This is a genomic window from Pseudomonas sp. GNP013 (genome assembly GCF_054343995.1).
The window spans coordinates 4,829,894-4,853,377 of record NZ_JBTGUT010000001.1; the positions used below are offsets into that span (position 1 = coordinate 4,829,894).

General features: G+C 60.6%; 24 protein-coding genes. 15 read left to right on the top strand and 9 right to left on the bottom strand.

Annotation, left to right across the window (positions count from 1 at the left end):
- Positions 1 to 11 precede the first annotated feature (11 nt).
- The 3 genes from ACXX81_RS21220 to ACXX81_RS21230 are packed head-to-tail and all read left to right on the top strand — an operon-like array spanning position 12 to position 3,684.
- Entirely contained in the window at positions 12 to 1,820 is a 1,809-nt protein-coding gene (locus tag ACXX81_RS21220; protein ID WP_231422679.1) for a sensor histidine kinase, read from the top strand.
- On the top strand, positions 1,817 to 3,202 hold the full coding sequence (locus ACXX81_RS21225; protein ID WP_209987328.1) for a sigma-54-dependent transcriptional regulator: 1,386 nt from the start codon (positions 1,817 to 1,819) through the stop codon (positions 3,200 to 3,202). Before ACXX81_RS21220 ends, ACXX81_RS21225 begins: the two co-directional genes overlap by 4 nt.
- A 26-nt stretch (positions 3,203 to 3,228) precedes the next feature.
- Positions 3,229 to 3,684 (top strand): thioesterase domain-containing protein, encoded by a 456-nt coding sequence (locus tag ACXX81_RS21230; protein ID WP_458572337.1) that lies wholly within the window; start codon positions 3,229 to 3,231, stop codon positions 3,682 to 3,684.
- A 67-nt stretch (positions 3,685 to 3,751) separates the two neighbouring features.
- On the opposite strand, the gene cysQ is transcribed toward ACXX81_RS21230, so the two are convergent.
- Positions 3,752 to 4,588, bottom strand: a complete 837-nt coding sequence (gene cysQ, locus ACXX81_RS21235; protein ID WP_209987323.1) for a 3'(2'),5'-bisphosphate nucleotidase CysQ — start codon at positions 4,586 to 4,588, stop codon at positions 3,752 to 3,754.
- Entirely contained in the window at positions 4,585 to 5,151 is a 567-nt protein-coding gene (gene nudE / locus ACXX81_RS21240; RefSeq protein ID WP_209987319.1) for an ADP compounds hydrolase NudE, read from the bottom strand. Before nudE ends, cysQ begins: the two co-directional genes overlap by 4 nt.
- An 87-nt stretch (positions 5,152 to 5,238) precedes the next feature.
- On the opposite strand from nudE, the gene yrfG reads away from it, so the two are divergent.
- Positions 5,239 to 5,901, top strand: a complete 663-nt coding sequence (gene yrfG / locus ACXX81_RS21245) for a GMP/IMP nucleotidase (RefSeq protein WP_458572338.1) — start codon at positions 5,239 to 5,241, stop codon at positions 5,899 to 5,901.
- Between the two features lie 107 nt (positions 5,902 to 6,008).
- On the opposite strand, the gene lysM is transcribed toward yrfG, so the two are convergent.
- Positions 6,009 to 6,449, bottom strand: a complete 441-nt coding sequence (gene lysM, locus ACXX81_RS21250; RefSeq protein ID WP_458572339.1) for a peptidoglycan-binding protein LysM — start codon at positions 6,447 to 6,449, stop codon at positions 6,009 to 6,011.
- Between the two features lie 133 nt (positions 6,450 to 6,582).
- Here lysM and ACXX81_RS21255 point away from each other — a divergent pair, with 133 nt between their 5' ends.
- From ACXX81_RS21255 to ACXX81_RS21270, 4 genes are all read left to right on the top strand, one after another.
- A complete protein-coding gene (locus tag ACXX81_RS21255; RefSeq protein WP_209987309.1) occupies positions 6,583 to 7,470 on the top strand; it encodes a LysR family transcriptional regulator in 888 nt (295 codons plus the stop codon).
- A gap of 97 nt (positions 7,471 to 7,567) precedes the next feature.
- Positions 7,568 to 8,407, top strand: a complete 840-nt coding sequence (fdhD, locus tag ACXX81_RS21260) for a formate dehydrogenase accessory sulfurtransferase FdhD (RefSeq protein WP_209987306.1) — start codon at positions 7,568 to 7,570, stop codon at positions 8,405 to 8,407.
- Positions 8,404 to 10,752 (top strand): FdhF/YdeP family oxidoreductase, encoded by a 2,349-nt coding sequence (locus ACXX81_RS21265; protein ID WP_231422675.1) that lies wholly within the window; start codon positions 8,404 to 8,406, stop codon positions 10,750 to 10,752. Before fdhD ends, ACXX81_RS21265 begins: the two co-directional genes overlap by 4 nt.
- Positions 10,753 to 10,951: 199 nt before the next feature.
- On the top strand, positions 10,952 to 11,425 hold the full coding sequence (locus ACXX81_RS21270; protein ID WP_209987301.1) for a glycine zipper domain-containing protein: 474 nt from the start codon (positions 10,952 to 10,954) through the stop codon (positions 11,423 to 11,425).
- Between the two features lie 73 nt (positions 11,426 to 11,498).
- Here the strand turns inward: ACXX81_RS21270 and ACXX81_RS21275 are convergent, their stop codons facing one another.
- Together ACXX81_RS21275 and ACXX81_RS21280 are read right to left on the bottom strand one after the other, a co-directional pair.
- Positions 11,499 to 11,930 carry an acyl-CoA thioesterase gene (locus ACXX81_RS21275; RefSeq protein ID WP_458572340.1) on the bottom strand — a complete coding sequence of 144 codons (432 nt, stop codon included), beginning with the start codon at positions 11,928 to 11,930 and terminating at the stop codon, positions 11,499 to 11,501.
- A gap of 25 nt (positions 11,931 to 11,955) precedes the next feature.
- Positions 11,956 to 13,893 carry a RecQ family ATP-dependent DNA helicase gene (locus tag ACXX81_RS21280; protein WP_458572341.1) on the bottom strand — a complete coding sequence of 646 codons (1,938 nt, stop codon included), beginning with the start codon at positions 13,891 to 13,893 and terminating at the stop codon, positions 11,956 to 11,958.
- Between the two features lie 233 nt (positions 13,894 to 14,126).
- Here ACXX81_RS21280 and ACXX81_RS21285 point away from each other — a divergent pair, with 233 nt between their 5' ends.
- The 3 genes from ACXX81_RS21285 (at position 14,127) to ACXX81_RS21295 (ending at position 15,661) form a co-directional block, all read left to right on the top strand.
- Positions 14,127 to 14,297 carry a YhfG family protein gene (locus tag ACXX81_RS21285; protein WP_083221252.1) on the top strand — a complete coding sequence of 57 codons (171 nt, stop codon included), beginning with the start codon at positions 14,127 to 14,129 and terminating at the stop codon, positions 14,295 to 14,297.
- Complete coding sequence (locus ACXX81_RS21290) at positions 14,297 to 14,896, top strand: putative adenosine monophosphate-protein transferase Fic (protein ID WP_458572342.1); 600 nt, start codon at positions 14,297 to 14,299, stop codon at positions 14,894 to 14,896. Before ACXX81_RS21285 ends, ACXX81_RS21290 begins: the two co-directional genes overlap by 1 nt.
- A 408-nt stretch (positions 14,897 to 15,304) precedes the next feature.
- Entirely contained in the window at positions 15,305 to 15,661 is a 357-nt protein-coding gene (locus ACXX81_RS21295) for a DUF1493 family protein (protein ID WP_209990613.1), read from the top strand.
- A gap of 111 nt (positions 15,662 to 15,772) precedes the next feature.
- On the opposite strand, the gene ACXX81_RS21300 is transcribed toward ACXX81_RS21295, so the two are convergent.
- The 3 genes from ACXX81_RS21300 to hslO all read right to left on the bottom strand — a co-directional run bounded on the left by ACXX81_RS21300 (position 15,773) and on the right by hslO (position 19,725).
- Positions 15,773 to 16,995 (bottom strand): IS3 family transposase gene (locus ACXX81_RS21300; protein ID WP_458572343.1). Its coding sequence is split into 2 segments (ribosomal slippage): positions 15,773 to 16,644 and positions 16,644 to 16,995, totalling 1,224 coding nucleotides; the frame shifts between segments, so codons are not numbered across the junction.
- A 106-nt stretch (positions 16,996 to 17,101) separates the two neighbouring features.
- Positions 17,102 to 18,643 carry a phosphoenolpyruvate carboxykinase gene (locus ACXX81_RS21305; RefSeq protein ID WP_209987288.1) on the bottom strand — a complete coding sequence of 514 codons (1,542 nt, stop codon included), beginning with the start codon at positions 18,641 to 18,643 and terminating at the stop codon, positions 17,102 to 17,104.
- A gap of 179 nt (positions 18,644 to 18,822) precedes the next feature.
- On the bottom strand, positions 18,823 to 19,725 hold the full coding sequence (hslO, locus tag ACXX81_RS21310) for an Hsp33 family molecular chaperone HslO (RefSeq protein ID WP_209987286.1): 903 nt from the start codon (positions 19,723 to 19,725) through the stop codon (positions 18,823 to 18,825).
- A gap of 125 nt (positions 19,726 to 19,850) precedes the next feature.
- Between hslO and ACXX81_RS21315 the strand changes: the two genes are divergently transcribed.
- Positions 19,851 to 20,654, top strand: a complete 804-nt coding sequence (locus ACXX81_RS21315) for a phosphatase PAP2 family protein (RefSeq protein WP_458572344.1) — start codon at positions 19,851 to 19,853, stop codon at positions 20,652 to 20,654.
- A 125-nt stretch (positions 20,655 to 20,779) separates the two neighbouring features.
- Here ACXX81_RS21315 and ACXX81_RS21320 read toward each other — a convergent pair whose 3' ends face one another.
- The gene (locus ACXX81_RS21320; protein ID WP_003236026.1) at positions 20,780 to 21,187 is read right to left on the bottom strand and encodes an RNA-binding S4 domain-containing protein; all 408 of its coding nucleotides are present in this window, start codon (positions 21,185 to 21,187) and stop codon (positions 20,780 to 20,782) included.
- Positions 21,188 to 21,303: 116 nt separating this feature from the next.
- Here ACXX81_RS21320 and rimA point away from each other — a divergent pair, with 116 nt between their 5' ends.
- From rimA to rimK, 3 genes are read left to right on the top strand one after another with little or no spacing between them, the layout of a single operon-like run.
- Positions 21,304 to 22,083, top strand: coding sequence for a S6 modification regulatory phosphodiesterase RimA (gene rimA / locus ACXX81_RS21325; protein ID WP_458572345.1), 780 nt, complete (start codon positions 21,304 to 21,306; stop codon positions 22,081 to 22,083).
- Between the two features lie 13 nt (positions 22,084 to 22,096).
- A complete protein-coding gene (rimB, locus tag ACXX81_RS21330; protein WP_057009853.1) occupies positions 22,097 to 22,579 on the top strand; it encodes a retropepsin-like aspartic endopeptidase RimB in 483 nt (160 codons plus the stop codon).
- Positions 22,576 to 23,481, top strand: a complete 906-nt coding sequence (gene rimK / locus ACXX81_RS21335; protein ID WP_003171022.1) for a 30S ribosomal protein S6--L-glutamate ligase — start codon at positions 22,576 to 22,578, stop codon at positions 23,479 to 23,481. The genes rimB and rimK overlap by 4 nt, the downstream gene beginning before the upstream one ends.
- The last annotated feature ends 3 nt before the right edge of the window (positions 23,482 to 23,484 follow it).

Genomic DNA, 23,484 nt, shown 5'->3' on the forward strand with positions numbered 1-23,484 from the left:
GCACGGTCCCCATGACTCCACCCCTTCCGCGAAGACCCCGCTGGCGCAGCCTGGCGCTGCTTGCGTTGTGCCTGGCACCGCTGTTGTGGCCGCTGGAGCACCTCGCCGAGCGTTATTACCGCAACGAACTGGCCGGGCAGAACCGTCAGACCCTCGACCTCTACGTCGCCAACCTGCTCGGTACGCTGCATCGCTACGAGGTGCTGCCGCAGATCCTCGGCGACTTGCCAGCCTTGCGTACCGCGTTGGAGGCGCCGCAGGTCAGCACCAACCTGGTCGGCGCCAACCTGCTGCTCAAGGACGTCGCCGCCCAGGCCGGGGCAGAAGTGATGTACCTGATGGACACGTCCGGCAAGACGCTCGCCGCGTCCAACTGGGACAAACAGGACAGTTTCGTCGGACGCAACTTCTCGTTCCGCCCGTATTTCAGTGAGGCCATGGCCGGGCACCTGGGACGCTTCTTCGGCCTGGGCACCACCTCGGCCAAGCGCGGCTACTTCTTCGCTGCCGCCGTGCGCGACCACGACAAAATCATTGGCGTGCTGGTGGTCAAGGTCGACCTGGACCACACCGAAAGCCTGTGGGGCAATACCCCGGAACAACTGCTGGTGACCGACCACAATGGCGTGGTGATCCTCACGTCGCGCCCGCAATGGCGCTTTCGCGCCACGCGGCCCCTGAGCGCCGAAGAGCGCCAGGCCATCAGTGCCATTCAGCCCTACCCCACTCGCGACCCGCAGCCGCTGAGCCTCAGCAATACGGCCTGGCTGCGTCAGTCCACGGCCATCGCCGAGACCGGCTGGAACGTGGAAATCCTCGCGCCACAATCCTTGATCAACCGCCCGGTACGCACCGTGGTGGCAGTCGGCGGTGCCACGCTGCTGGTGCTGATGCTGCTGCTTGGGCTGCTGATGCAGCGCCGTCGCCATTATCTGGAGCGCATCGCCTTCGAAGCGAAGGCGCGCCGCGAGCTGGAAATGCGCGTGGTCGAGCGTACCAGCGACCTTGAAGGCCTCAACCGGCGCCTCAAACAGGAGGTGCTGGAACGCGAACACGCCCAGCAGGAACTGGTGCGCGCCCAGGATGACCTGGTGCAGGCCGGCAAGCTCTCGGCACTGGGCACCATGTCGGCGAGTATCAGCCATGAACTCAACCAGCCGTTGGCGGCGATTCGCAGCTACGCGGAAAACGCCGAAATCCTGCTTGATCATGAACGCACCAGCGATGCCCGTGGCAACCTCAAGCTGATCAGCGAACTGACCGGGCGCATGGCCTCGATCATTGCCCACTTGCGCGCGTTCGCTCGTCGCGACCGTCACGCGCCGGAGAGCGTGGCGCTGCAGCCGGCGCTCGACGACGCGTTGGCGTTGCTGGCCAAGCGGCGTCGGTCGATGGAGGTGGAGCTGATCCGCGACTTGCCGGAAGCCACCTTGTGGGTGCAGGCCGGCGAAACCCGCTTGCGCCAGGTGCTGGGCAACCTGCTGGCCAATGCCCTCGACGCCCTCACCGAAAAAGGCCCGCCGCGCAAACTGTGGCTGAGTGCCGAAACCACTGCGCAAGGCGTCAACCTGTACATCCGCGACAACGGTCCGGGCTTTTGCATGGAAGCCCTGGGCCGCGCCAGTGAGCCGTTCTATACCACCAAGACGCGTACTCAAGGGCTCGGCCTGGGCCTGGCGATCTGCGAAACCTTGATGCGTGCCTTTGGCGGCGAACTGCTGTTCGCCAACCACAGGGAAGGCGGCGCGCTGTTAACCCTGAAATTGCGCGCCGGCTCGCCGGGCGTGAGTCTGCAACCGTCCGAGGACCGCAGTGTATGAGTATCGATAACCAGATCCAGGTGGTGTTGATCGACGACGATCCACACTTGCGTCAGGCCCTGTGCCAGACCCTGGACCTGGCCGGGTTGAACGTCCTGCCCCTGGGCGAAGCCAATGGCCTCACCGCGCGCCTGTCCCGCGATTGGCCAGGCGTGGTGGTCAGCGATATCCGCATGCCCGGCATGGATGGCCTGGAGCTGCTCGCCGAATTGCACGGCCAGGACCCGGACCTGCCGGTGCTGCTGATCACCGGCCACGGCGACGTGCCGCTGGCCGTGCAGGCCATGCGCGCGGGCGCCTATGACTTCCTCGAAAAACCCTTCGCCAGCGACGCCCTGCTCGACAGTGTGCGCCGCGCCCTGGCCCTGCGCCGGCTGGTGCTGGACAACCGCAGCCTGCGCCTGGCCCTCAGTGACCGTCAGCAGTTGAGCACGCGCCTGGTCGGCCATTCGCCGCAGATGCTGCGCCTGCGCGAACAGATCGGTGCCCTGGCCGCGACCCGTGCCGACGTGTTGATCCTCGGCGAAACCGGCGCCGGCAAGGAGGTTGTGGCGCGTGCGCTGCATGATCTGTCGAGCCGGCGCAGCGGGCCGTTCGTGGCGATCAACGCCGGGGCACTGGCCGAATCGGTGGTCGAAAGCGAACTGTTCGGCCACGAACCGGGCGCGTTCACTGGCGCGCAGAAACGTCGGATCGGCAAGTTCGAGTTCGCCAACGGCGGCACGCTGTTTCTGGATGAAATCGAAAGCATGAGCCTGGATGTGCAGGTCAAGCTGCTGCGCCTGTTGCAGGAGCGCGTGGTCGAGCGCCTGGGCGGCAACCAGTTGATCCCGCTGGACATCCGCATCATCGCGGCCACCAAGGAAGACCTGCGCCAGGCCGCCGACCAGGGGCGCTTTCGGGCCGACTTGTATTACCGCCTCAACGTCGCGCCGCTGCGCATTCCGCCGCTGCGCGAGCGCGGTGAGGATGCGTTGATGCTGTTCCAGCACTTTGCCGACGAGGCCAGCAGCCGCCATGGCCTGCCGCTGCACGAACTGCAACCGGGCCAACGCGCGTTGCTGTTGCGCCATAGCTGGCCAGGCAACGTGCGCGAACTGCAGAACGCCGCCGAGCGCTTCGCCCTGGGCCTGGAACTGGCGCTGGACAGCACGCCGGGCAATCCTGGCGCCAGCGTGCTGACGTCCACATCGGGCGGCTTGAGCGAACAGGTCGAGCAGTTCGAAAAAAGCCTGATCGCCGCCGAACTCACCCGCCCTCACAGTTCCCTGCGCAGCCTTGCCGAAGCGCTGGGCGTACCGCGCAAGACCTTGCACGACAAACTGCGCAAGCACGGCCTGAACTTCGCCGACAGCGCCAGCCACAGCACTGACGACGAATGACCCCGTCCACCTGCCAAGAGACTGCCATGAGCCGCGACAGCCGTTACCTGGAATCCATCCTTCATCACGACATCCCCCTCACTCGGGAAATGGGGCTCAAGGTGCTCGACTGGCAACACCACCAGCTGCAACTGCATCTTCCCTTGCCAGCCAATATCAACCACAAGAGCACCATGTTTGGCGGCAGCCTCTACTGCGGCGCCGTCCTGGCAGGCTGGGGTTGGTTGCACCTGAGACTGCGCGAACACGGCATTGAAGACGGGCACATCGTGATTCAGGAAGGACAGATCAGTTATCCATTGCCGGTAACGCAGGATGCCACGGTGATTTGCGCGGCGCCGGAGGAGAAGGTGTGGAAGCGTTTCGTGGCGACCTACAAACGCCATGGCCGGGCGCGGTTGACGCTGGACACATGGATTGTGAATGAGGGCAGCGAAGACCGCGCAGTGACTTTTACCGGCCAATACGTCCTGCACCGCTAGTCGCTATTACACAAAGCAAATGTGGGAGGAGGCTTGCCCCCTCCCACATTTTTAATTTGCGCAGGTCTTAAGACCTGGCCAGGCTCAACAGGCGATCGCGCCACGCCGCCTTCGCCGGTAACGCCAGAAAGAAAGGGTTGAGCAACGATTCCCGCGCCGGATAACTGAACCGCTCGCCGTTCAACTCCAACACCTCACCGCCCGCGCCTTCCAGTACACCCTGGGCCGCCGCCGTATCCCACTGCGACGTGGGCGCCAGGCGTGGGTAACAATCGGCGCTGCCTTCAGCCAACAGGCAGAACTTCAGTGAGCTGCCGATATTCGCCAGCTTCAACTCACCCAGGCCCTGGCTCAAGCCGTCCAGCAAGCGCTCCTGCTCGGGACTGCTGTGGCGGCGGCTGGCGACGACGGTAAACGCTTCGCCTGCAGCCGGGGTCTTGCGTACCTGGATCTGCCGGGGCGCTTCGTTTACATCCGAACGCCACGCGCCCAGGCCTGCACCACCGAAGTAGCAACGACCGCTGGTGGGCATCGACACCACGCCAAACACCACGCGGCCCTGTTCGATCAACGCCACGTTGACGGTAAATTCTTCACTGCCGCTGATGAACTCCTTGGTGCCATCCAGCGGGTCCACCAGCCACCAGCGTTGCCAACCGGCGCGCACGCTCTGGTCGATATCGGCGTCCTCTTCGGACAACACGGGAATACTCGGGTCCAGTGCAGTCAGGCCGGCGAGGATAAGGTGGTGAGCGGCCAGGTCCGCCGCCGTCACCGGCGAATCATCTGCCTTGGCGGTGACCGCCACATCGGCGCGCCAATACGGCAGGATCACTTCACCGGCCTGGCGTGCCAACTCAATCACGGGGGCGATCAACGGGTGGCCTAAAAACAGTTCGCTCATGCGCTGAACGCTCCTCGCTGGGTCAACAGGTCTCGTACCAGGTACAGCGCAGCCAATGCACGGCCTTCGCTGAACTGCTCGTTTTGCGCCAGTTGCGACAGCTCGCGCAGGTTGACCCTGTCTACACGCATCGGCTCGGGTTCATCGCCTTCCAGGCGTTCTTCGTACAGCTCGGTGGCCAGTACCACCTGAATTTTCTGGCTCATGTAGCCAGGCGACAACGACAGCTCGGTAATGTGCTCCAACTGCCGCGCGCCGAAGCCCGCTTCCTCCTTGAGCTCGCGGTTTGCCGCCGCCAGTACGTCCTCGCCAGGCTCGATCAACCCCTTTGGCAAGGAAAGCTCATACTCGTCGATCCCGCCACAGTATTCCTCGATCAGCAGCGCGTGGTCCGCATCGATCATCGCCACGATCATCACCGCGCCATAACCGGCGCCGCGTCCAACCAGACGCTCGTAGGTCCGTTCAACGCCATTGGAAAAGCGCAGTTGCACTTCCTCCACGCGGAACAAACGGCTACTGGCGACGATTTCGCGGGCGAGGACGGTGGGTTTCTGGCGCATGAGAGGCTCCTTGGCGTGATCGGGTTACTATACCGTGGCTTTTCCGATTGTCTGTGTCGGATATCTTTACTTACATGAGACCGCCCCATGCCCGCTTTGCCCTGGCACGCCATCGACACCGTCCTGCTGGACATGGACGGCACCCTGCTCGACCTGCATTACGACAATCACTTCTGGATGGAGCACCTGCCCCAACGCTACGCTGACCTGCACGGGGTGAGTCGGGCCATGGCCGAGATGGAGCTGCAGCCGCTGTTCGAGCGTAACGCCGGACAATTGCAATGGTATTGCCTGGACTTCTGGAGCACCGAACTGAAACTACCGGTGCGCGAACTCAAGCTGGAAACCGCCGACCTGATCGCCCTGCGACCGGATGCCGACACGTTTATGGCGGCGATCAAACAGGCCGGCAAGCGGGTGATCATGATCACCAACGCCCATCGTGACTCGTTGTCGCTGAAGCTGGAACGCATTGAACTGGCGCCGTATTTCGAGCGATTGATCAGTTCCCACGACTATGGTTTCGCCAAGGAAAACCCACAGTTCTGGGATGCCCTGCAGGCCGATATCGGCTTCGACCCCGCACGCAGTCTGTTTATCGATGACACCTTGCCGATTCTGCGCAGTGCGCGGGATTTCGGCGTGGGGCATTTGCTGGCGGTGAAAGAGCCGGACAGCAGGAAGGGACCCAAGGACACCGCTGAATTTACCGCGGTCGACGACTACCGCGATCTCATTGCCGGGCTCTGACCACAGCGGGAGGGGGCTTGCTCCCGATAGCGGTGCATCAGAATCACCTCGGTGACTGACACTGTGCTATCGGGAACAAGCCCCCTCCCACATTTTTGATTTGCGTATTACTCGGGAATACGCAGTGTCTGGCCCGGATAGATTTTGTCCGGATGCGACAACAGCGGCTTGTTGGCCTCGAAGATTTTGTTGTACTGGTTGGCGTTACCGTACACCGCCAGGGAAATCGCGCTGAGGGTGTCGCCTTTTTTCACCACCACGAAACGGGCGGCAGCCACAGCCGGGCCGGATACGGTGATCTGATCATCGACGCTCGCAACGCCTGCAATATTGCCGGCAGCCAGAAGGACTTTCTCCTTCTCTTCCTGACTGGCAACGGTTCCCGTCAGCGTGACCTTGTCACCCTCGACAGTGGCGTGCACGTCCGGATTGCCCAACCCGACCTGCTCGATGTGTTTTTTCAAATCATCGCTGGCATTGGCATTACCCGGTGTGAGCAGGTCGATCAGCTTCTCGCCTGCTTCCTTGACAAAACTCAAAAGACTCATGGTGCGCTCTCCTTGGTAGTTGTGTTCCAGATTGCTCAAGACTAGACCCGTCCACACCTGGATGGGTTCCGGCCCGAGCACAGACCCAAACGCGCTAGAATCCCCTGCCATTGGAATAAGCCCCGGAGCGAAGATGGACATCAAACAGTTGAAATTCCTCATCGCCCTCGACGAAACCCGTCACTTCGGCCAGGCGGCGGCGCGTTGCCACATCACCCAGCCGACGCTGTCGATGCGCCTACGCAGCCTGGAAGAAGAGCTGGACCTGCCGCTGGTCAATCGCGGCCAACGTTTCGAAGGCTTCACCGCCCCCGGCGAACGCGTGCTGGCCTGGGCCCGTACCGTGCTGGCGGCGTATGACGGCTTACAGGCCGAGGCGGCCGCCTGTCGCGGCAATCTGGTGGGTACGCTGCGCCTGGGCGTGGTACCGCTGTCGAGCTTTGACCCATTGGCGCTGATGCAGCAACTGCACAAGGAGCACCCCAGCCTTCGCTTTGAATTGTCGGCCCTCAGCTCCGAACAGATTCTGGAACAACTGTCGAGCAACCGGCTGGACCTTGGCGTTTCGTACCTGGAGCGCCTGGACAACGAACGCTTCGACTCCCTGGTCCTTGGCGAAACGCGCATGGGTCTGCTCTACGATCAACGCTTCTTCAGCTTCGGCGATACGCCGTTGAGCTGGGAGTCGCTGATTGAGCTGCCCCTGGGCATGCTCACCAGCGGCATGCACTTTCGCCAGTCCATCGACCACAACTTCCACAGCCGTGGCCTCAACCCACAGCCGTTGTTACAGACCGACGCCGTTCATCAGTTGCTTCAAGCGGTGCACGGCGGGCTGTGTTGTGCAGTGATGCCACTGGAGGGCGGCCTGGATGCGCTCACCGAGCATCTGCGCCTGCAACCCATCGAAGATGCCCACACCCTCGCGCGCCTGGGGTTGATCATGCGCCGCAGCGCACCGCGCTCGGCCCTGGCGGAGGCCTGCTTCGCACTGCTTCAGAAATCGCCGACGGCCTCTTGATCGACGTCATCTATCGGCAGATCAGTACTGGCGATTAGACGCGACGCTTTGTCGCGCCTAGTCTAAGCACTGACCAATCCGCCGATGGTACTGCCCCATGAACGCCAAGCACCCGGTCTGCGCGGCGCCCGCTCTCGACACACCTGCGCCCGCGGCCAGCCAGAGCTACCAGTTCTGCAATCTTGAACACACTGAAGTCGCCAGCACCGCGCTAGCCGAAGAAGTGGCGTTGGCGATTGCCTACAACGACATCAGCCAGGCCGTCATGCTGGTGACGCCAACGGACCTGGAAGACTTTATCGTCGGCTTCAGCCTGGGCAGCGGCATCATTGCCGACGTCAGCGACATTTATGACCTCAAACTCAGTGGTTCCGGTTCGGCGCAGTACGCTCAGGTGCAGATTTCCAGCCGTGCGTTCTGGAACCTCAAGCAGCAGCGCCGCCAACTGGCAGGCACCAGCGGCTGTGGGTTGTGCGGCGTCGAAGCGGTGGAACAAGCCTTGCCGGACCTCAACGTACTGCCCGGCGCGCCGTTGCCGCCTGCTGACTGGCTGAACGGTCTGCGTCAACGCATCAGCGCATTTCAGCCGTTGGGCCAGCACAGCGGCGCCGTGCACGCAGCGGTGTTCATGAACGGCCAGGGCGAGTTGCTGCTGGGCCGCGAAGACATCGGCCGGCATAACGCCCTCGACAAGTTGATCGGTGCATTGATTCGCCAAAAGATCCCCACCGACGGCGGCCTGGCGATTGTCACCAGCCGTTGCAGCCTCGAATTGATTCAGAAAGTCCTGCGCGCGGGCATCCAGACTCTGGTCAGCCTGTCGTCGCCCACCGGCCTGGCCCTGCAATGGGCGCGCCGGCACAACCTCAATCTCATCCACCTGCCGCAGAAAAGTGCGCCGCGGGTCTACAGCCCCGCGATGGAGAACCAGCCGTGAGCAATCATCATCAAGCCGACCAAACCCCGACCCCGCGCTACAAGCCCTACAAAGGCCCGGCCGGCGGCTGGGGCGCACTGATCAGCGTGGCCCAGGCGTGGTTGACCAGCGACAATGCGCTGAAAAACCTGCGCATGATGCTCAAGACCAACCAGAACGGCGGATTCGACTGCCCGGGCTGCGCCTGGGGTGACTCGCCGGAAAGCGGCATGGTCAAGTTCTGCGAAAACGGCGCCAAGGCGGTCAACTGGGAAGCCACCAAGCGCCGGGTCGATGCGGCATTCTTTGCCAAGCACAGCGTCACCGCGCTGCTGGAACAGAGCGACTACTGGCTCGAGTACCAGGGCCGCCTGACTGAGCCGATGCGTTATAACGCCGAAACCGACCGCTATCAGCCGGTGAGCTGGGAAGCGGCATTCGACCTGATTGGCAAGCATCTCAATGCTTTGCCCAGCCCGGACATGGCCGAGTTCTACACCTCGGGCCGCGCCAGCAACGAAGCGGCGTACCTGTATCAGCTGTTCGTGCGCGCCTACGGTACCAACAACTTTCCGGATTGCTCGAACATGTGCCACGAGGCCAGTGGCGTAGCCCTGGCGCAAAGCGTGGGCGTCGGCAAAGGCACCGTGACCTTTGATGACTTCGAACATGCCGATGCGATCTTCGTGTGGGGCCAGAACCCCGGCACCAACCACCCGCGCATGCTCGAACCGCTGCGTGAAGCGGTTAAACGCGGCGCCCAGGTGGTGTGCATCAACCCGCTCAAAGAGCGCGGTCTGGAACGCTTCCAGCACCCGCAGCATCCGCTGGAAATGCTTACCAACGGTGACAAACCTACCAACACCGCCTACTTCCGTCCGGCGCTGGGCGGCGACATGGCCATCCTGCGCGGCATGGCCAAGTTCCTGCTGCTGTGGGAACGCCAGGCCCAGGCCGAAGGCAAGGAAGCGGTGTTCGACCACGACTTCCTCAACGAACACACCGCCAACGTGCTCGATTACCTGGCCAGAATCGACGACACCTCGTGGGATGAAATCGTCGAACAGTCCGGCCTCCCCCTGGTCGAGATCGAGCAGGCCGCGCGCATGTACGCCAAGGGCAAGAACGTGATCATGTGCTGGGCGATGGGCATCACCCAGCATCGCCATTCGGTGCCGACCATCCAGGAAATCGCCAACCTGATGCTGCTACGCGGCAACATTGGCCGCCCCGGCGCTGGCTTGTGCCCGGTGCGTGGCCACAGCAACGTGCAGGGCGACCGCACCATGGGCATCAACGAGCGCCCACCGGTGGCGTTTCTGGATTCCCTGGAGCGGCGCTTCCAGTTCCAGGTGCCACGCACCAACGGCCACAACGTGGTGGAAGCGATTCACGCCATGCTCGAAGGCCGCTCCAAAGTCTTCATCGCCCTGGGCGGTAACTTCGCCCAGGCCACGCCGGACAGTTCGCGCACCTTCGAAGCGCTGCGCAATTGCGACCTGACCGTGCAGATCAGCACCAAGCTCAACCGCAGCCACCTGATGCATGGTAAGGACGCCCTGATTTTGCCGTGCCTGGGCCGTACCGACATCGACATCCAGGCCGACGGCCCGCAGGCGGTAACGGTAGAGGATTCGTTCAGCATGGTTCACGGCTCCAATGGCCAGCTGCAACCGCTGTCGAAGCTGATGAAATCGGAGCCAGCGATTATCGCCGGCATCGCCGCCGCCACTCTGGGCAGCAAGCCGGTGGACTGGAACTGGCTGGTGGCCGACTACGGGCGCATTCGCGACCTGATCGCCGACACCATCCCAGGCTTCAAGGACTTCAACGAACGCATCAAGCACCCCGGCGGTTTCTACCTCGGCAACTCGGCCGGCGCGCGTCGCTGGAACACCCCGCTGGGCCGCGCCAACTTCCGTGCGAACATCCTGCCCAAGGACCTGATCCACGAACGCACCCACGCCACGGGCCGGGTGCCAGACCTGATCATGCAATCGATGCGCTCCCACGATCAGTACAACACCACCATTTATGGCCTGGACGACCGTTATCGTGGAGTGAAAGGCCAACGTGACGTGCTGTTCGTCAACGAAGCGGACATCATCCGCCTGGGCTTCAAGCCGGGGCAGAAGGCCGACATCGTGTCGCTGTGGGAAGACGGCCGTGAGCGCCGCGTAAAGGGCTTCACCCTGCTGGCCTTTGATATTCCGGCCGGCCAGGCCGCCGCGTACTACCCGGAAGTGAACCCGCTGGTGCCGCTGGAAAGCACCGGGGATGGCAGCCATACGCCAACCTCGAAGTTCGTGGCGATCCGCCTGGAAGCGGCGAGTGACAACGGCTTGATCATGGCCCGCACCGCATAAATCATAGGCACAAAAAAGGCCGCTTTTGTATAAAAGCGGCCGTTCCGAAGTCAATAGAGACTGGCTAAAACGACTTAAGTTCCCTATACAAAACAGCAAGTTAGCGAATTGTATACAACTATAGCCACTGGTCGGATTTCGATTGTCAGCACTCTCCCACGACCTCAGGATCGCGGCGTCATCCTCTTGAGGTCTCCCTATGAAGTTCTCCTCGATTCTTTTGCTGTCCTTTAGCCTCGCCAGCGGCGCAGCCATGGCAGGTGGCACCACCGAAGCCGGTGTGGGCGGCGCATTGGGTGGGGTTCTGGGTTCGGTTGTAGGCCAGCAGATCGGCGGCAACACAGGTTCGGCCATCGGCGCAGCCCTGGGTGGCGCGGGCGGCAGCGCGGTGGGCGCCGACAAACGCAGCCGTGGCGAAGCCGCCATCGGCGGTGCGTTGGGCGCGGCCGGTGGCAACGTGGTAGGTCGCAGCGTTGGCGGCAACACCGGCAGCCTGGTTGGCGCAGCCGCCGGCGGCGGTGCTGGCGGCGCGCTGGGCAACTACATGGGCAACAAGAGTGATGACGATGATCGCCGCTACCGTGGGCGCGACAATCGCCGTTATGACCGTGATGACCATCGCGGCCGTGGCCATGCCTATGGGCATCGCAAGCATCACCATCGTCACCGCTGAGGTCTGAAGACCACAGCACATCCAGGGTGGGAGGGGCTTGCTCCCTCCCACATCTGGATCGGTGGTGTTGCGGCTAAATAACCAATCGCTGCAGCGCATCGCGCAACTTCTGCGCGATCGTCACAGGTCGGTTCGAAGCCCGATCCACGAATACATGCACAAACCGCCCCGCCGCACAGGCCTCTTCCTCGCCGGCCTTGAACACCGCCACCTCATACTGCACCGAACTGTTGCCCAACTTGCCCACGCGCAGGCCGACGTCGATGCGCTCGGGAAAGGCAATCGACGCAAAATAATCACACGCCGAACTCACCACAAAGCCCACCACCTCGCCGTCATGAATGTCCAACCCGCCTTGCTCGATCAGGTAGGTATTCACCGCCGTATCGAAAAAGCTGTAGTAGGTGACGTTGTTCACATGGCCATACACATCATTGTCGTGCCAGCGTGTGATGATCGGCTGGAAATGAGCGTAGTCGGCGCGTTGCGGCACTGAGTCAGGCATTGGCAAATCTCTTCAAGGTGTGTGTTTACAGGTCCTGCAAATGGGCATCGGCCCACTCGCGAACCTCTGCGTAGGGATACTCCTCCAGCGCGGCAAACCCGGGAATGCTGCGCGCCTTCAACCGGGTAAACAACGGCACGCTGATGCCGCCGAGAAAACGCGTAAGCCGTTCGGCGCCCGGCAAATCGCCGGTGTGTTCATGATGCCTGTGGATAAAATCACCGCTCAGGCCCATGAAGTTTTTATCCACAAGCGGCGCCAGGCCAGGCGGCGGTGGAAGGTGCGCGATATGGCCGTGGCACACCGAGCAATGTCCACAACGCTGCGGCGCCTGGTCATCGCCGAAATACTGTGCCAGACGTTGCCCCAGGCAGTGTTCGGTGGCGAACAGATCAAGCATGGCGTGAATACGCGCCACTTCCGTCACCTCGTGTTGCTTGAAGCCTGTGTATAACTCGGCGCTCAATACCTGCGGGTCGAAATCCGTATTCAGCAAACTGTAGACCTCGGTCATCTGCTTGCTCTCCAGCTCGATCAGCCCCTGCTCCTGGAAGTAATCCAGGGCCTTCACCACCCGATTGCGCTCAGCGCCATGCTGTTGATAAAGCGCATCGAAATCCACCGTCGCCCAGGTTTTGGCGCGCTTGCACACCTGGATGATTGCCGCGACAAACTGCTGTCGCTCGCCGGAAAAACGCGCCAGCAAGGCCTCGGGCTCAATCAGGTATTTGAAACGGTACTCGGCATAAAACGCATAGCGCGGCGCGATCACGCCCTTGAGTTCGAGTTGTACCAGCAAGGTCTTGAGCGGCAACTCGCGGATATTGCTGTGGTCCGACAGCGAGCGCAGCAAAAACTCCCACTGCCCCTCGCTGCGTGACGCGTGCAACTCGTCCAGCACACGGCGGATGCCCTCCTGCTCCGGCGTGTCACCGTACACGAAATTTTCCAGTACGTTGAGGCTGTCACGGTTGGCCAACACCAGGCAGTCCGATGGCTGCCCGTCACGTCCTGCGCGGCCGATTTCCTGGCTGTAATTCTCGATGGACTTGGGCAGGTCGAAGTGCACCACGTTGCGGATATCACTCTTGTCGATACCCATGCCGAACGCGATGGTCGCGACGATGCAATTGGAGCGCCCGCCCATGAATCGCTGCTGGATGCCCTCGCGTTTATCGTGCGGCAAGCCGGCGTGATACGCCTCGGCCTGGATGCCGTTGCGGTTCAGGTGCTCGGCGATCTGCTCGGCGGTTTTTTGCAGGGTGACATAGACGATGCTCGGCTGGTTGGGCCGCTCGCTCATCCACTGCACCAGGCGCCGGCGTTTGTTCGCGCCGCTCACCGGCTCCACCAGCAGGTTGAGGTTGGGCCGATAGAAGCCGGTGGTGATCACATCGCCGGGCGCAATGGCGAACTTGGCCTGCATGTCGGCAATCACCTTGGGCGTTGCCGTAGCCGTCAGCAGAAGGGCTTGCGGGATATTGAACTGGCGTTGGTAGTCCGGCAGCTTCAGGTAGTCCGGACGAAAGTTGTGGCCCCACTCGGAAATACAGTGGGCTTCGTCCACCACCAACAATGAAATCGGCACGCTTTGCAGGAAGTTACGAAAGCGCTCGTTCTTCAGGCGCTCCACGGAAATCATCAGGATCTTCAGCTCACCGGAGCGCGCACGCGCCATCACCTCATTGGCGTCCTCGCGACTTTGCGCCGAATCGATGCTGCCGGCTGAAATCCCGTGGCGCTGCAGAAAGCCCAACTGATCCTGCATCAACGCCAGCAGCGGTGAAACCACCAGCGTCAGGTGCGGGAGCAAAACCGCCGACAGCTGATAGCACAGGGATTTACCGGAGCCGGTGGGGAAAATAGCAGCCGCCGAGCGCCCGGCCAGCACGGCGCTGACCACTTCTTCCTGGCCCGAACGAAACTGTGGATAACCAAAGACCTGCTGGAGGGTGTCGTGCATAGGCTGTCACTCCATTGACCGCTGAGGGTGGCTTAGAAACGTAGCTCACCCGGGTCAGCGAATCGAGAAAGGTCGCGTGTAAAAAAGAGACAGGATGATACACAGCGTGGTGGAAAGCAGGACTATTCGCGCAAGCTTGTAGGAACAACTACCATATCTTGCCTATCCAAAGACTGCCTTCGCGCAGACGCATTGCGCTACAATCAAGCCTTGCTACCTAGGAGTACGCTGCGATGAGCGAACTGACGTTTGAGCAAAAACAGGATCATTACCACAAGATCCGCCGTTCCAATTACTTGGCCAGCTTGCGCCTGGAGGGGTTCGACACCCAGCCGGCGGACGTCGACAAACCGCTGCCCACTCGCGAAACCGTCCTTGCCAAGTACCGCAATACCCCGCGCTGATGCTCGACAAATACGGGGTGGGCCAGGATCCTTACTGCTATCCCGGTAGCAGCGTCCTGCGCAACCGCCTCGATTTGCTCGATGAAGCACGCTTGCATGAAGCCGAGCGGGAACTGTCCGAAATCGCCATAGGCAATCTTCCCCTCTTCCCGCCGCCCTACGACCTTGATCGCCTGCAAAACATCCACCGCACTTTATTTGGCGATATTTACGACTGGGCCGGCGAACTGCGCAGCGTCAATATCCAGAAAGGCGACACGCTGTTCTGCACGCCCGAGCGTATCCTTCCGGAAGCGGAGAAGATTATTCGGCATATGGAAGAGGCGAACTGGTTTGTCGGCGCCCCCCAGGCTGAACTGGTGACTCAAATCGCTGAAGTTTATGGCGACCTCAACGTCATCCACCCTTTTCGCGAAGGCAATGGCCGGGCACAACGGATCCTGTTTGAACAAATCATCGTAAATGCGGGGTTCTCGGTGAACTGGTGGCTGGTAAAAGACGTAGCGTGGATACCTGCGAACATCGACGCGGTGGCGTGTGATTACAGGGGGCTGGAAACGATTTTCAAGCGCTGCATAAGCACACCTGCAAGATCCTGATCGCTCCCATAGTTGGGCAGTTGCGGCCGAAAGATCGACGCCAAGCTGAAGATGCCGATAATCACTGTAGGAAAAGACGAAATACCGCGCAATCCGCTTCCCAAATTGCAAAAAACACCTGCTTACCCCTCTATTGAATATCCCTCTTACTGACCGAAACTAACGTCCTCTCCACTTTCTCGGTAAAGCCCGTGAACATCGAAAGGACTCAACACAGCGACCGTTGCGGTTTCAAATTTGCCGTGATTCGCCCTTCAAGAACAATCCGACAACGCCAGGGCGGTCACTTCAATGACTGAATATATCTTCTGGATCAGTCTGACTCTCTTCCTAGTTATTTCTGCCCTGATCACCCGAAATAGATACCGCCAACGACGTAATGCTCATCCACTGCTGCGAACCCACACCATGAACCTGGCTCCCAACTTCCCCGAAGACTCCGACATGCAGCAACTCCTGCAACTGCTGCACGAAGAAATTGGATTGCCGCAACATAAAACCCTTCGCCTGCAAACCGCGATCAATCTCGACCTGGGCTGCGACGGCGGCGACGCCAGGCAACTGATGGAGGCGCTGGAGCAGGATTTCGCCGTCGACCTGGGCGACTACGATGCCTACCGTTACTTCCAGCCGCCGGTTTTTGACGTCTTCCTCAAACACCGCGCCAAAGGCCGTGGTGAAAAGATCCCGCTGACCATCGGCATGCTCTACCTGGCCATCAAGACCCACAGCTGGGACACGCAGACACTGGAAAACCTGAGTTAAGTGCATCACAGATGCAAACTGTGGGAGGGGGCGTGCTCCCTCCTGCCACTGAATCCATATTGACCTGGCGAGCATGTCTAGTCCTGAAATAGGTTTACACCTGTTTCAGTCTCAAAACGCCTGATGCACCGCATCGGGCGTTTTGTATTTCAGGGATAAGTGCGGCCGCTCCCCGTTGTAGATCAGCACCGACTCATCCACCATTTTTACGGCATCCGCCAAATCTTTGGGCCGGTGCAGCAAAAACTCAGTTTTCAAAATCCCGTTTACCCGCTCTGCCATCGCGTTCTGATAGCAATCGTAGCCGTCCGTCATTGAGCACTTGATCCCATGCTTGGCGTGCATTTGCTGGTACAGGTCGGAGCAGTATTGGGCCCCGCGATCCGAGTGATGGATCAGCGATTGCTTGGATTTTCGCTGGCTAACAGCTTTCTGCAATGCTTTGACCACCGACTCCGTATGCAAGCTGTCATGCACATGATGACCCACGATCTTGCGTGAGTACGCGTCTGTTATCAGGCTGACGTAAACAACACTTTCCCGCGTGGGCAGATAGGTAATATCTGCAACCCAAACCTGCTCGGGCCTGCCAGCGACAACTTGTTCCGGGCCTGCTTTGAGCAGGTTGGGATGGCGGCGGAACCGATGATGGCTATGCGTAGTTTTATGATAAGCACGCTTTCGAGGAACCAGCTCTCGCGCTTCGCGCAAGATGGAAAAAAGACGGTCTCGACCAACAATTACCTGCACTTGAGCCTCAGTGCTCATCAGATAATGCAGCTTGCGCGTGCCTAACCTCGGCTGGCGACGCCGCTTTTCCAGAACAAAGTCCACTACTTGCTGGTCTTGGTGAGCTCTCGCATCAACGGCTCGGTTACGTTTGTAATACGCTTGGCGCGAAATTCCCATGAACAGGCAAGCCCTGGTAATGCTCAGGTCTTGGATTTGCCCTTGCGAGAGGACTTGCCGGGTCGCTTTTTTACGATGGACACACCGTAATCATTTTTCAAGACGTTCACGACAGCTTCAAAGAACTGGGCCTTTTGATTGCTCAGCGCCAACTGTTCTTCAAGCTCTTTAATCCGCTGCTCGGGTGTCAGCGGGAGGTTGGGGTCGGTCATCGGCCTGCTCCGCGGCGCTCGGATTGAGGCGCCTTGGCTCCAGTCCTGTCGGCCATGCTTGCGTAGCCAAACCAGTACCGTGGACCGGCCCTGAATGCCAAAGCGCCGTTGAGCCTCTTTATAACTCAACTCGCCTTTTTCGACTTGGTCTACGACCGACAATTTAAAAGCTAGCGTGTAATCGCGTTGGCTGCGCCTTTTTCCCGTATCCATTGAGTCCTCCTGAAGAAAGGTCAGAAGGTGTAAACCTTATTCAGGACGGGACAGCACGCACAAAAAAGCCGCCCAATGAGGGCGGCTTTTTCATAACGATCGAGTCTTACAACTTGGGACCCGCCGCCTTGATCGCATCACTCACTTCAAACTTCTTGAAGTTCTCGACAAACAATCCGGCCAGCGCCTTCGCCGCTTCGTCATAAGCAGCCTTGTCGGCCCAGGTATTACGCGGGTTCAACAAACCGGTCTCGACACCCGGCACCGCCAATGGCACGTCCAGGTTGATGGTGTCCAGGTGCTCGGTCTCGGCACCGATCAACGCGCCGCTCTGGATGGCGGCGATCACGCCGCGAGTGGTCGGGATGTTGAAACGTTTGCCGACGCCGTAGCCGCCGCCGGTCCAGCCGGTGTTGACCAGGTAGACCTTGGAGCCGAAGCCGCGGATGCGCTTGATCAGCAGCTCCGCGTACTCGCCGGCCGGGCGCGGGAAGAACGGCGCGCCGAAGCAGGTGGAGAAGGTCGACTTGATGCCGCCGCCGGAGCCCATTTCGGTCGAGCCCACCAGAGCGGTGTAGCCGGACAGGAAGTGATAGGCCGCTTGTTCTTCGCTGAGGATCGACACGGGCGGCAGTACGCCGGTCAGGTCGCAGGTCAGGAAGATCACCGCGTTTGGCTCGCCGCCCAGGTTCTTTTCGGAACGCTTGGCTACGTGCTCCAGTGGGTAGGCCGCGCGGCTGTTCTGGGTCAGGCTGACGTTGGTGTAGTCGGCGTGCCCGGCCTCGTCGATGACGACGTTTTCCAGCACGGCGCCGTGCTTGATGGCTTTCCAGATCACCGGCTCGTTCTTCTCGGAGAGGTCGATGCACTTGGCATAGCAACCGCCTTCGATGTTGAACACCACGCCCTCGCCCCAGCCGTGTTCGTCGTCACCGATCAGGTAACGGCTTTCGTCGGCGGACAGGGTGGTCTTGCCGGTGCCCGACAGGCCGAAGAACAGCGTCACGTCGCCTGCTTCGCCAATGTTGGCGGCGCAGTGCATCGGCAGCACGTCGGAGGCCGGCAGCAGGAAGTTCTGCACCGAGAACATGGCTTTCTTCATTTCACCGGCGTAGCGCATGCCGGCGATCAGCACTTTTTTCTGTGCGAAATTGAGGATCACGCAACCGTCGGAGTTGGTGCCGTCACGCTCAGGCACGCACTCGAAGTTGGCCACGTTGAGCACTTGCCACTCTTCACGGCCGGCCGGGTTGTACTGGGCCGGGTTGATGAACAGGCAGCGACCGAACAGGTTCTGCCAGGCCGTCTGGGTGGTCATTTTCACGGCCAGGTAGTGGTCTTCTGCGGCCCCTACGTGAACGTGGGAAACGAAGTGCTCTTGCGCGTTGTTGAATGCCTCGACGCGAGCCCACAGGGCATCGAACTTGTCGGCCGGGAACTTGCGGTTGATCGGGCCCCAGGCGATGGAAGCCTGAGTGGAAGGCTCTTCAACGATGAAACGGTCGACCGGCGAACGGCCGGTACGGTGACCGGTTTCAACGACCAGTGCGCCAGTATCGGCAAGCACGCCTTCACCGCGCTGCAGGGCTTCTTTAACCAGATCGTCAACACTCAGATCGGTGTATACGGCGTTGTTGGCTTGCGTCATGAGGTTCCCCGTCGGCCTATGGCCGAGTGCTCCAAACGTTTTGTAGTAGAAAGTTGCGCACTACTACCGCGAAAAAAGTGGGCCGGATTATGCCAGAAAAGCCCAAAAAGAGTAGGGCCCTCCCGTCAGAACAGCGCTATCTCGGCATTTCTCAGGTGATTTACCTGTGCTTAAACGTTTTAGTGGCGGGTGTCGGAAGGGGTATCGATGCCTGCGCCGGCGAATAATTGAGCAACATCGGCCGCATCGAACAGGTAGCGCTGGTTGCAGAACTGGCAATCGATCTCGATATGGCCGCCGTGTTCGACTACCAGATTCTGTGCATCTTCCAGTCCCAGGCTGACCAGCGCGTTGCCGGAACGCTCGCGCGAGCAGCTGCAGTGGAAGCGCAGGGTTTGCGGGTCGAACAGGCGCACGGCTTCTTCGTGGTAAAGGCGGTGCAGGATGGTCGGGTTATCCAGGCCCAGCAGCTCTTCCGCCGTGAGAGTGCCGGCCAGGGCGGTGAGGTTGCGCCAGCTTTCGGCGCGGTCATCGTCGTCCTTGATGCGGTCCGCCGGCAGTTGTTGCAGCAGCAGGCCACGGGCGCGCTTGCCGTCGGCGTTGAGCCAGAACCTGGTGCCGACCTGCTGGGACATCACGAAATAGTTGGTGAAGCAGTCCGACAGGGTGTCGCCGTCGAGGTCGACAATGCCTTGATAGCGCTGGCCGACCGTGGGATCGACCGTCAGCGCCAGCACGCCGTTGGGCATCAGGTCGCTCAACGTGGCGTCAGGGGCGATCAGGTCGGCGTCGTAACGGGCCAGGCCACGGATGTCGCGTTCGCTGGAACACTCGATCATCAGCAAGGGAATCGGGCCTTCGGAGCGGGCCTGCAAAATCAGCAAACCATCGAACTTCATGGTGCCCACCAGCAGCGCCGCAGCCGCCATCAACTCACCGAGCAATTGCGCGACCGGCTCCGGATAGGCGTGTTTGGCGAGGACTTCGGCATAGCTGCGCTCCAGCGAGACCAGTTCGCCGCGGGCGTCGTTCTCGTCGAAGATGAAGCGTTGGGTGAAGTCGGTATCCGGTAGATCAGTCATAGGTCTGGGTATCTGAATTGATGACAAAATGATTACAACGTTTATAAAATTAAACGCTTTAGCACCATCTTGGTGCGGTTTTCTCCTGGAAACAGAGAACTTACTAGAGCGAAGAGGGACAGTTTATGAACAATCCGGGTTTGTTCCAAGCCAAGTGGAACCTCCGGCGATGGGCTCTTTGCAATCTACTCGCTATCGGACTGCTGTGTTTTTGGCTGTGGCCCACGGGCCAGATGCTGTGTGTGATTTTCGACGAATGGCTGTTTCACCTGCTCAATGACCCACTGGCGACCAGCGCAATCTGGCTGCACATGTGGGCCGTGGCCAGTCTGCGCCCTTTTGATGCGGTGGTTGGCGTGATTTTGCTGGCGCTGCTGGTTCGCGGTGACTGGGTGTTCAAGACGGTACAGGTACGCCAGGCTTTCTTTGGTTTTCTCGGTATTCTGCTGTTGCTGCTGTTTATCCGCATGCTGTTTTCCAAACTCGCCGCGCACATGGGCTGGCAACACAGCAGCCCGTCGATGGTGATCGGCGGTGCCGTGCAGATGAGCGACTACTTCCCCGGGCTTGAGAAAACCTGGGAGCTGAAGGACCGTTCGAGCCAGAGTTTCCCAGGGGATCATGCTTCGGTGCTGCTGATCTGGGGCATGTTCATGACGGTGTTTGCCCGTAACATCGGCCAGGTGCTGGTGATCTGGGGCCTGGCGCTGCTGTTCATGATGCCGCGCCTGGTGGCGGGCGCACATTGGGGGCAGGACGATTATATCGGTGGCGTTTTGCTGGCATTGCTCGCATTGGGATGGGGGTATTACACGCCTTTTGCGGCGAAGGTGTCGGGGGCGTTGCTGCGCGTGACGGCGCCGGTCTTCGGGTTGCTGGGTAAGCTGCCGGTGATTGGGCGATTGAGTGTCATACGACAAACTGCGTAACGCCGAGCCTGTAATGTGGGATGGGCTTGCTCCCGATGAGGGAGTGTCAGGGCATGCAAAGGTGACTGATACACCGCAGTCGGGAGCAAGCCCCCTCCCACATTTGAACCGCGAGATCAGCGCGATCAGTCGTCATTGCCGCTGCCGCGAAACTTGAACAGATCGCGACGCTGCTTCTTGCTCGGCTTGCCATCCGTGGTCAGGCCTGACGCCCCGGCCTTGCGCATGGCCGCAGCGTTTTCACGTTTGGCGATGCTCGCCTCGGTCTCGGCGTACAGTGCCTGCGCCTCGGGAGCGCCACGGCGCACGATGGAAAGCGCCTGCACCACGATGGTTTTTTCATCAAACCCTGTACGAATCTGAAACTCGTCACCGACACGCGGTTCCTTGCCCGGCTTGCAGCGTTCGCCGCGATGGTGCACCTTGCCGCTCTCGATGGCAGCCTTGGCCAGGGCACGGGTTTTATAGAACCGCGCCGCCCACAGCCACTTGTCCAAACGGACCTTTTCTTCCTCTTCCTGCTTCTGAGCCACTTGAATTCCTCGCTCTGAAAAATGTCGCAACCTTACCGTCGAAACCCTTCGACGCATAAACCCCAAGGCTCACCTAAGATACGCCGGGTAGCACCCTGTTTTCGCGAGGATACGCTGTGACCGACTTCCCCACTTCACTCACCTCGCCCAATCAGCGTTGCGTGGGTTGCCAGCAAAGCGAGCCGCTGAAATTCGACTTTGCCTTCGCCTACCAGCCTATCGTAGACCTGCGCGATCATTCCATTTTTGCCCACGAGGCGCTGGTGCGAGGCCCTGACGGTGAAGGCGCGCTCTCGGTGCTGAACCAGGTCAATGACGGCAACCGCTACCGCTTCGACCAGCGCTGCCGCACCCAGGCCATCGCCCGCGCGGCGGCGCTGGACATGCAGAGCCATCTCTCAATCAACTTCATGCCCAACGCGGTGTATCGGCCGGAGCTGTGTATCCGCAGTACCCTGGAAGCGGCGCGGGCACACAATTTTCCGCTGAACCGGCTGATTTTCGAGACGCTGGAAAGCGAGTACGTCGATAACTATCGCCATTTGACCAATATTCTGCGTGAATACCGCGAATTCGGCTTCAAGACCGCCATCGACGATTTCGGCGCGGGCTATTCGGGGCTGAATCTGCTGGCCGATTTCCAACCTGACCTGATCAAACTCGACATGGCGCTGATCCGCGATATCGACAAGGACCGTGTCCGTCAGGTGATCGTCCGGGGGATTGTCACAATCTGTGAGCAGTTGGGGGTTACTGTCATCGCCGAGGGCATCGAAAGTGCCGGCGAGCGCGATTTCCTGTCCGACTGTGGAATATTTCTGATGCAGGGCTACTGGTTTGCCAGGCCCGCATTCAACGCCCTGGCCAAGGTTGCTCCTCAAGCCTGGGCGAATTGACCGGTTATCTATATTGAAGACATTTGACCATTTGACCGTTGTGGGTCTGCGTGAATGGGTGGCCCTTCCCGATCTGGGGGTGGCGGGCCTGCGCGCGAAGATCGACACCGGGGCCAGTACCTCGAGCCTGCACGCCACCGATATCGAGCCGTTTGAGCGCGATGGTGCGCAGTGGGTACGCTTTACCGCACACCTGGGCACCGTCGTGCAACTGCGTCATCGCCGCTGCGAGGCGCCGCTGGTGACCATGAAGACCATCAAGAGCTCCAACGGTCACGCGCAGGTGCGCTATGTGATCAGCACCACGCTGGCGTTGGGTGATCGGGTGTGGCGCGTGGAGTTCACCCTGGCTTGCCGCAAAGCCATGCGTTACCGCCTGTTGCTAGGCTCCAAGGCGCTGATTGACGGCCAATTGGTGGTCAGTCCCGGCGTCAAGTACGTTCAAGACAAGCCGGTGTTCCCGGTCTCTACTATTTCTGCCCCAGGTGCTGCATGAAGATTGCTGTGCTGTCGCGAAACCCGCGTCTGTATTCCACCCGCCGCCTGGTTGAGGCCGGCACCGAACGTGGCCACGAAATGGTGGTGATCGACACGTTGCGTGCCTATATGAACATTGCCAGCCACAAGCCGCAGATCCACTACCGGGGCAAGCCGCTGGAAGGGTTTGATGCAGTGATCCCGCGCATCGGCGCATCGGTGACCTTTTACGGCTGCGCGGTGCTGCGCCAGTTTGAAATGATGGGGGTGTTCCCCCTCAATGAGTCCGTGGCCATTGCCCGCTCGCGGGACAAGTTACGCTCGCTGCAACTGCTGTCGCGCCGTGGCATCGGCCTGCCGGTCACCGGTTTTGCCCACTCACCCGACGACATCCCGGACCTGATCGAAATGGTCAACGGTGCACCGCTGGTGATCAAGGTGCTGGAGGGGACCCAGGGCATCGGCGTGGTGCTGTGTGAAACGGCGACTGCCGCCGAGTCGGTGATCGAGGCGTTCATGGGCCTCAAGCAGAACATCATGGTGCAGGAATACATCAAGGAGGCCGGCGGCGCGGATATTCGCTGCTTCGTGGTGGGTGACAAGGTGATTGCCGCAATGAAGCGCCAGGCCAAACCGGGCGAATTCCGCTCCAATCTGCACCGTGGCGGCAGCGCCAGCCTGATCAAGATCACCCCGGAAGAACGCATGACCGCATTACGCGCAGCCAAGGTGATGGGGCTGGCCGTGGCGGGTGTGGATATCCTGCGCTCCAACCATGGCCCGCTGGTGATGGAGGTGAACTCATCGCCAGGGCTGGAGGGGATCGAGACCACCACAGGCAAGGACGTGGCGGGGATCATCATTCAGCACCTGGAAAAGAATGGTGGCCCGAACATGACCAGGACCAAGGGCAAGGGCTGAAAC

What these genes read in the sequence shown, in the direction of transcription:
- yrfG (WP_458572338.1), top strand. Translation starts at nt 5,239, where the DNA reads ATGCCCGCTTTGCCCTGGCACGCCATCGACACCGTCCTGCTGGACATG.
- ACXX81_RS21225 (WP_209987328.1), top strand. Translation starts at nt 1,817, where the DNA reads ATGAGTATCGATAACCAGATCCAGGTGGTGTTGATCGACGACGATCCA.
- ACXX81_RS21220 (WP_231422679.1), top strand. Translation starts at nt 12, where the DNA reads ATGACTCCACCCCTTCCGCGAAGACCCCGCTGGCGCAGCCTGGCGCTG.
- ACXX81_RS21270 (WP_209987301.1), top strand. Translation starts at nt 10,952, where the DNA reads ATGAAGTTCTCCTCGATTCTTTTGCTGTCCTTTAGCCTCGCCAGCGGC.
- fdhD (WP_209987306.1), top strand. Translation starts at nt 7,568, where the DNA reads ATGAACGCCAAGCACCCGGTCTGCGCGGCGCCCGCTCTCGACACACCT.
- hslO (WP_209987286.1), bottom strand. Translation starts at nt 19,725, where the DNA reads ATGACTGATCTACCGGATACCGACTTCACCCAACGCTTCATCTTCGAC.
- ACXX81_RS21305 (WP_209987288.1), bottom strand. Translation starts at nt 18,643, where the DNA reads ATGACGCAAGCCAACAACGCCGTATACACCGATCTGAGTGTTGACGAT.
- ACXX81_RS21285 (WP_083221252.1), top strand. Translation starts at nt 14,127, where the DNA reads ATGAGCGAACTGACGTTTGAGCAAAAACAGGATCATTACCACAAGATC.
- rimK (WP_003171022.1), top strand. Translation starts at nt 22,576, where the DNA reads ATGAAGATTGCTGTGCTGTCGCGAAACCCGCGTCTGTATTCCACCCGC.
- ACXX81_RS21315 (WP_458572344.1), top strand. Translation starts at nt 19,851, where the DNA reads ATGAACAATCCGGGTTTGTTCCAAGCCAAGTGGAACCTCCGGCGATGG.
- lysM (WP_458572339.1), bottom strand. Translation starts at nt 6,449, where the DNA reads ATGAGTCTTTTGAGTTTTGTCAAGGAAGCAGGCGAGAAGCTGATCGAC.
- ACXX81_RS21230 (WP_458572337.1), top strand. Translation starts at nt 3,229, where the DNA reads ATGAGCCGCGACAGCCGTTACCTGGAATCCATCCTTCATCACGACATC.
- ACXX81_RS21290 (WP_458572342.1), top strand. Translation starts at nt 14,297, where the DNA reads ATGCTCGACAAATACGGGGTGGGCCAGGATCCTTACTGCTATCCCGGT.
- ACXX81_RS21295 (WP_209990613.1), top strand. Translation starts at nt 15,305, where the DNA reads ATGAACCTGGCTCCCAACTTCCCCGAAGACTCCGACATGCAGCAACTC.
- cysQ (WP_209987323.1), bottom strand. Translation starts at nt 4,588, where the DNA reads ATGAGCGAACTGTTTTTAGGCCACCCGTTGATCGCCCCCGTGATTGAG.
- ACXX81_RS21255 (WP_209987309.1), top strand. Translation starts at nt 6,583, where the DNA reads ATGGACATCAAACAGTTGAAATTCCTCATCGCCCTCGACGAAACCCGT.
- ACXX81_RS21280 (WP_458572341.1), bottom strand. Translation starts at nt 13,893, where the DNA reads ATGCACGACACCCTCCAGCAGGTCTTTGGTTATCCACAGTTTCGTTCG.
- ACXX81_RS21275 (WP_458572340.1), bottom strand. Translation starts at nt 11,930, where the DNA reads ATGCCTGACTCAGTGCCGCAACGCGCCGACTACGCTCATTTCCAGCCG.
- nudE (WP_209987319.1), bottom strand. Translation starts at nt 5,151, where the DNA reads ATGCGCCAGAAACCCACCGTCCTCGCCCGCGAAATCGTCGCCAGTAGC.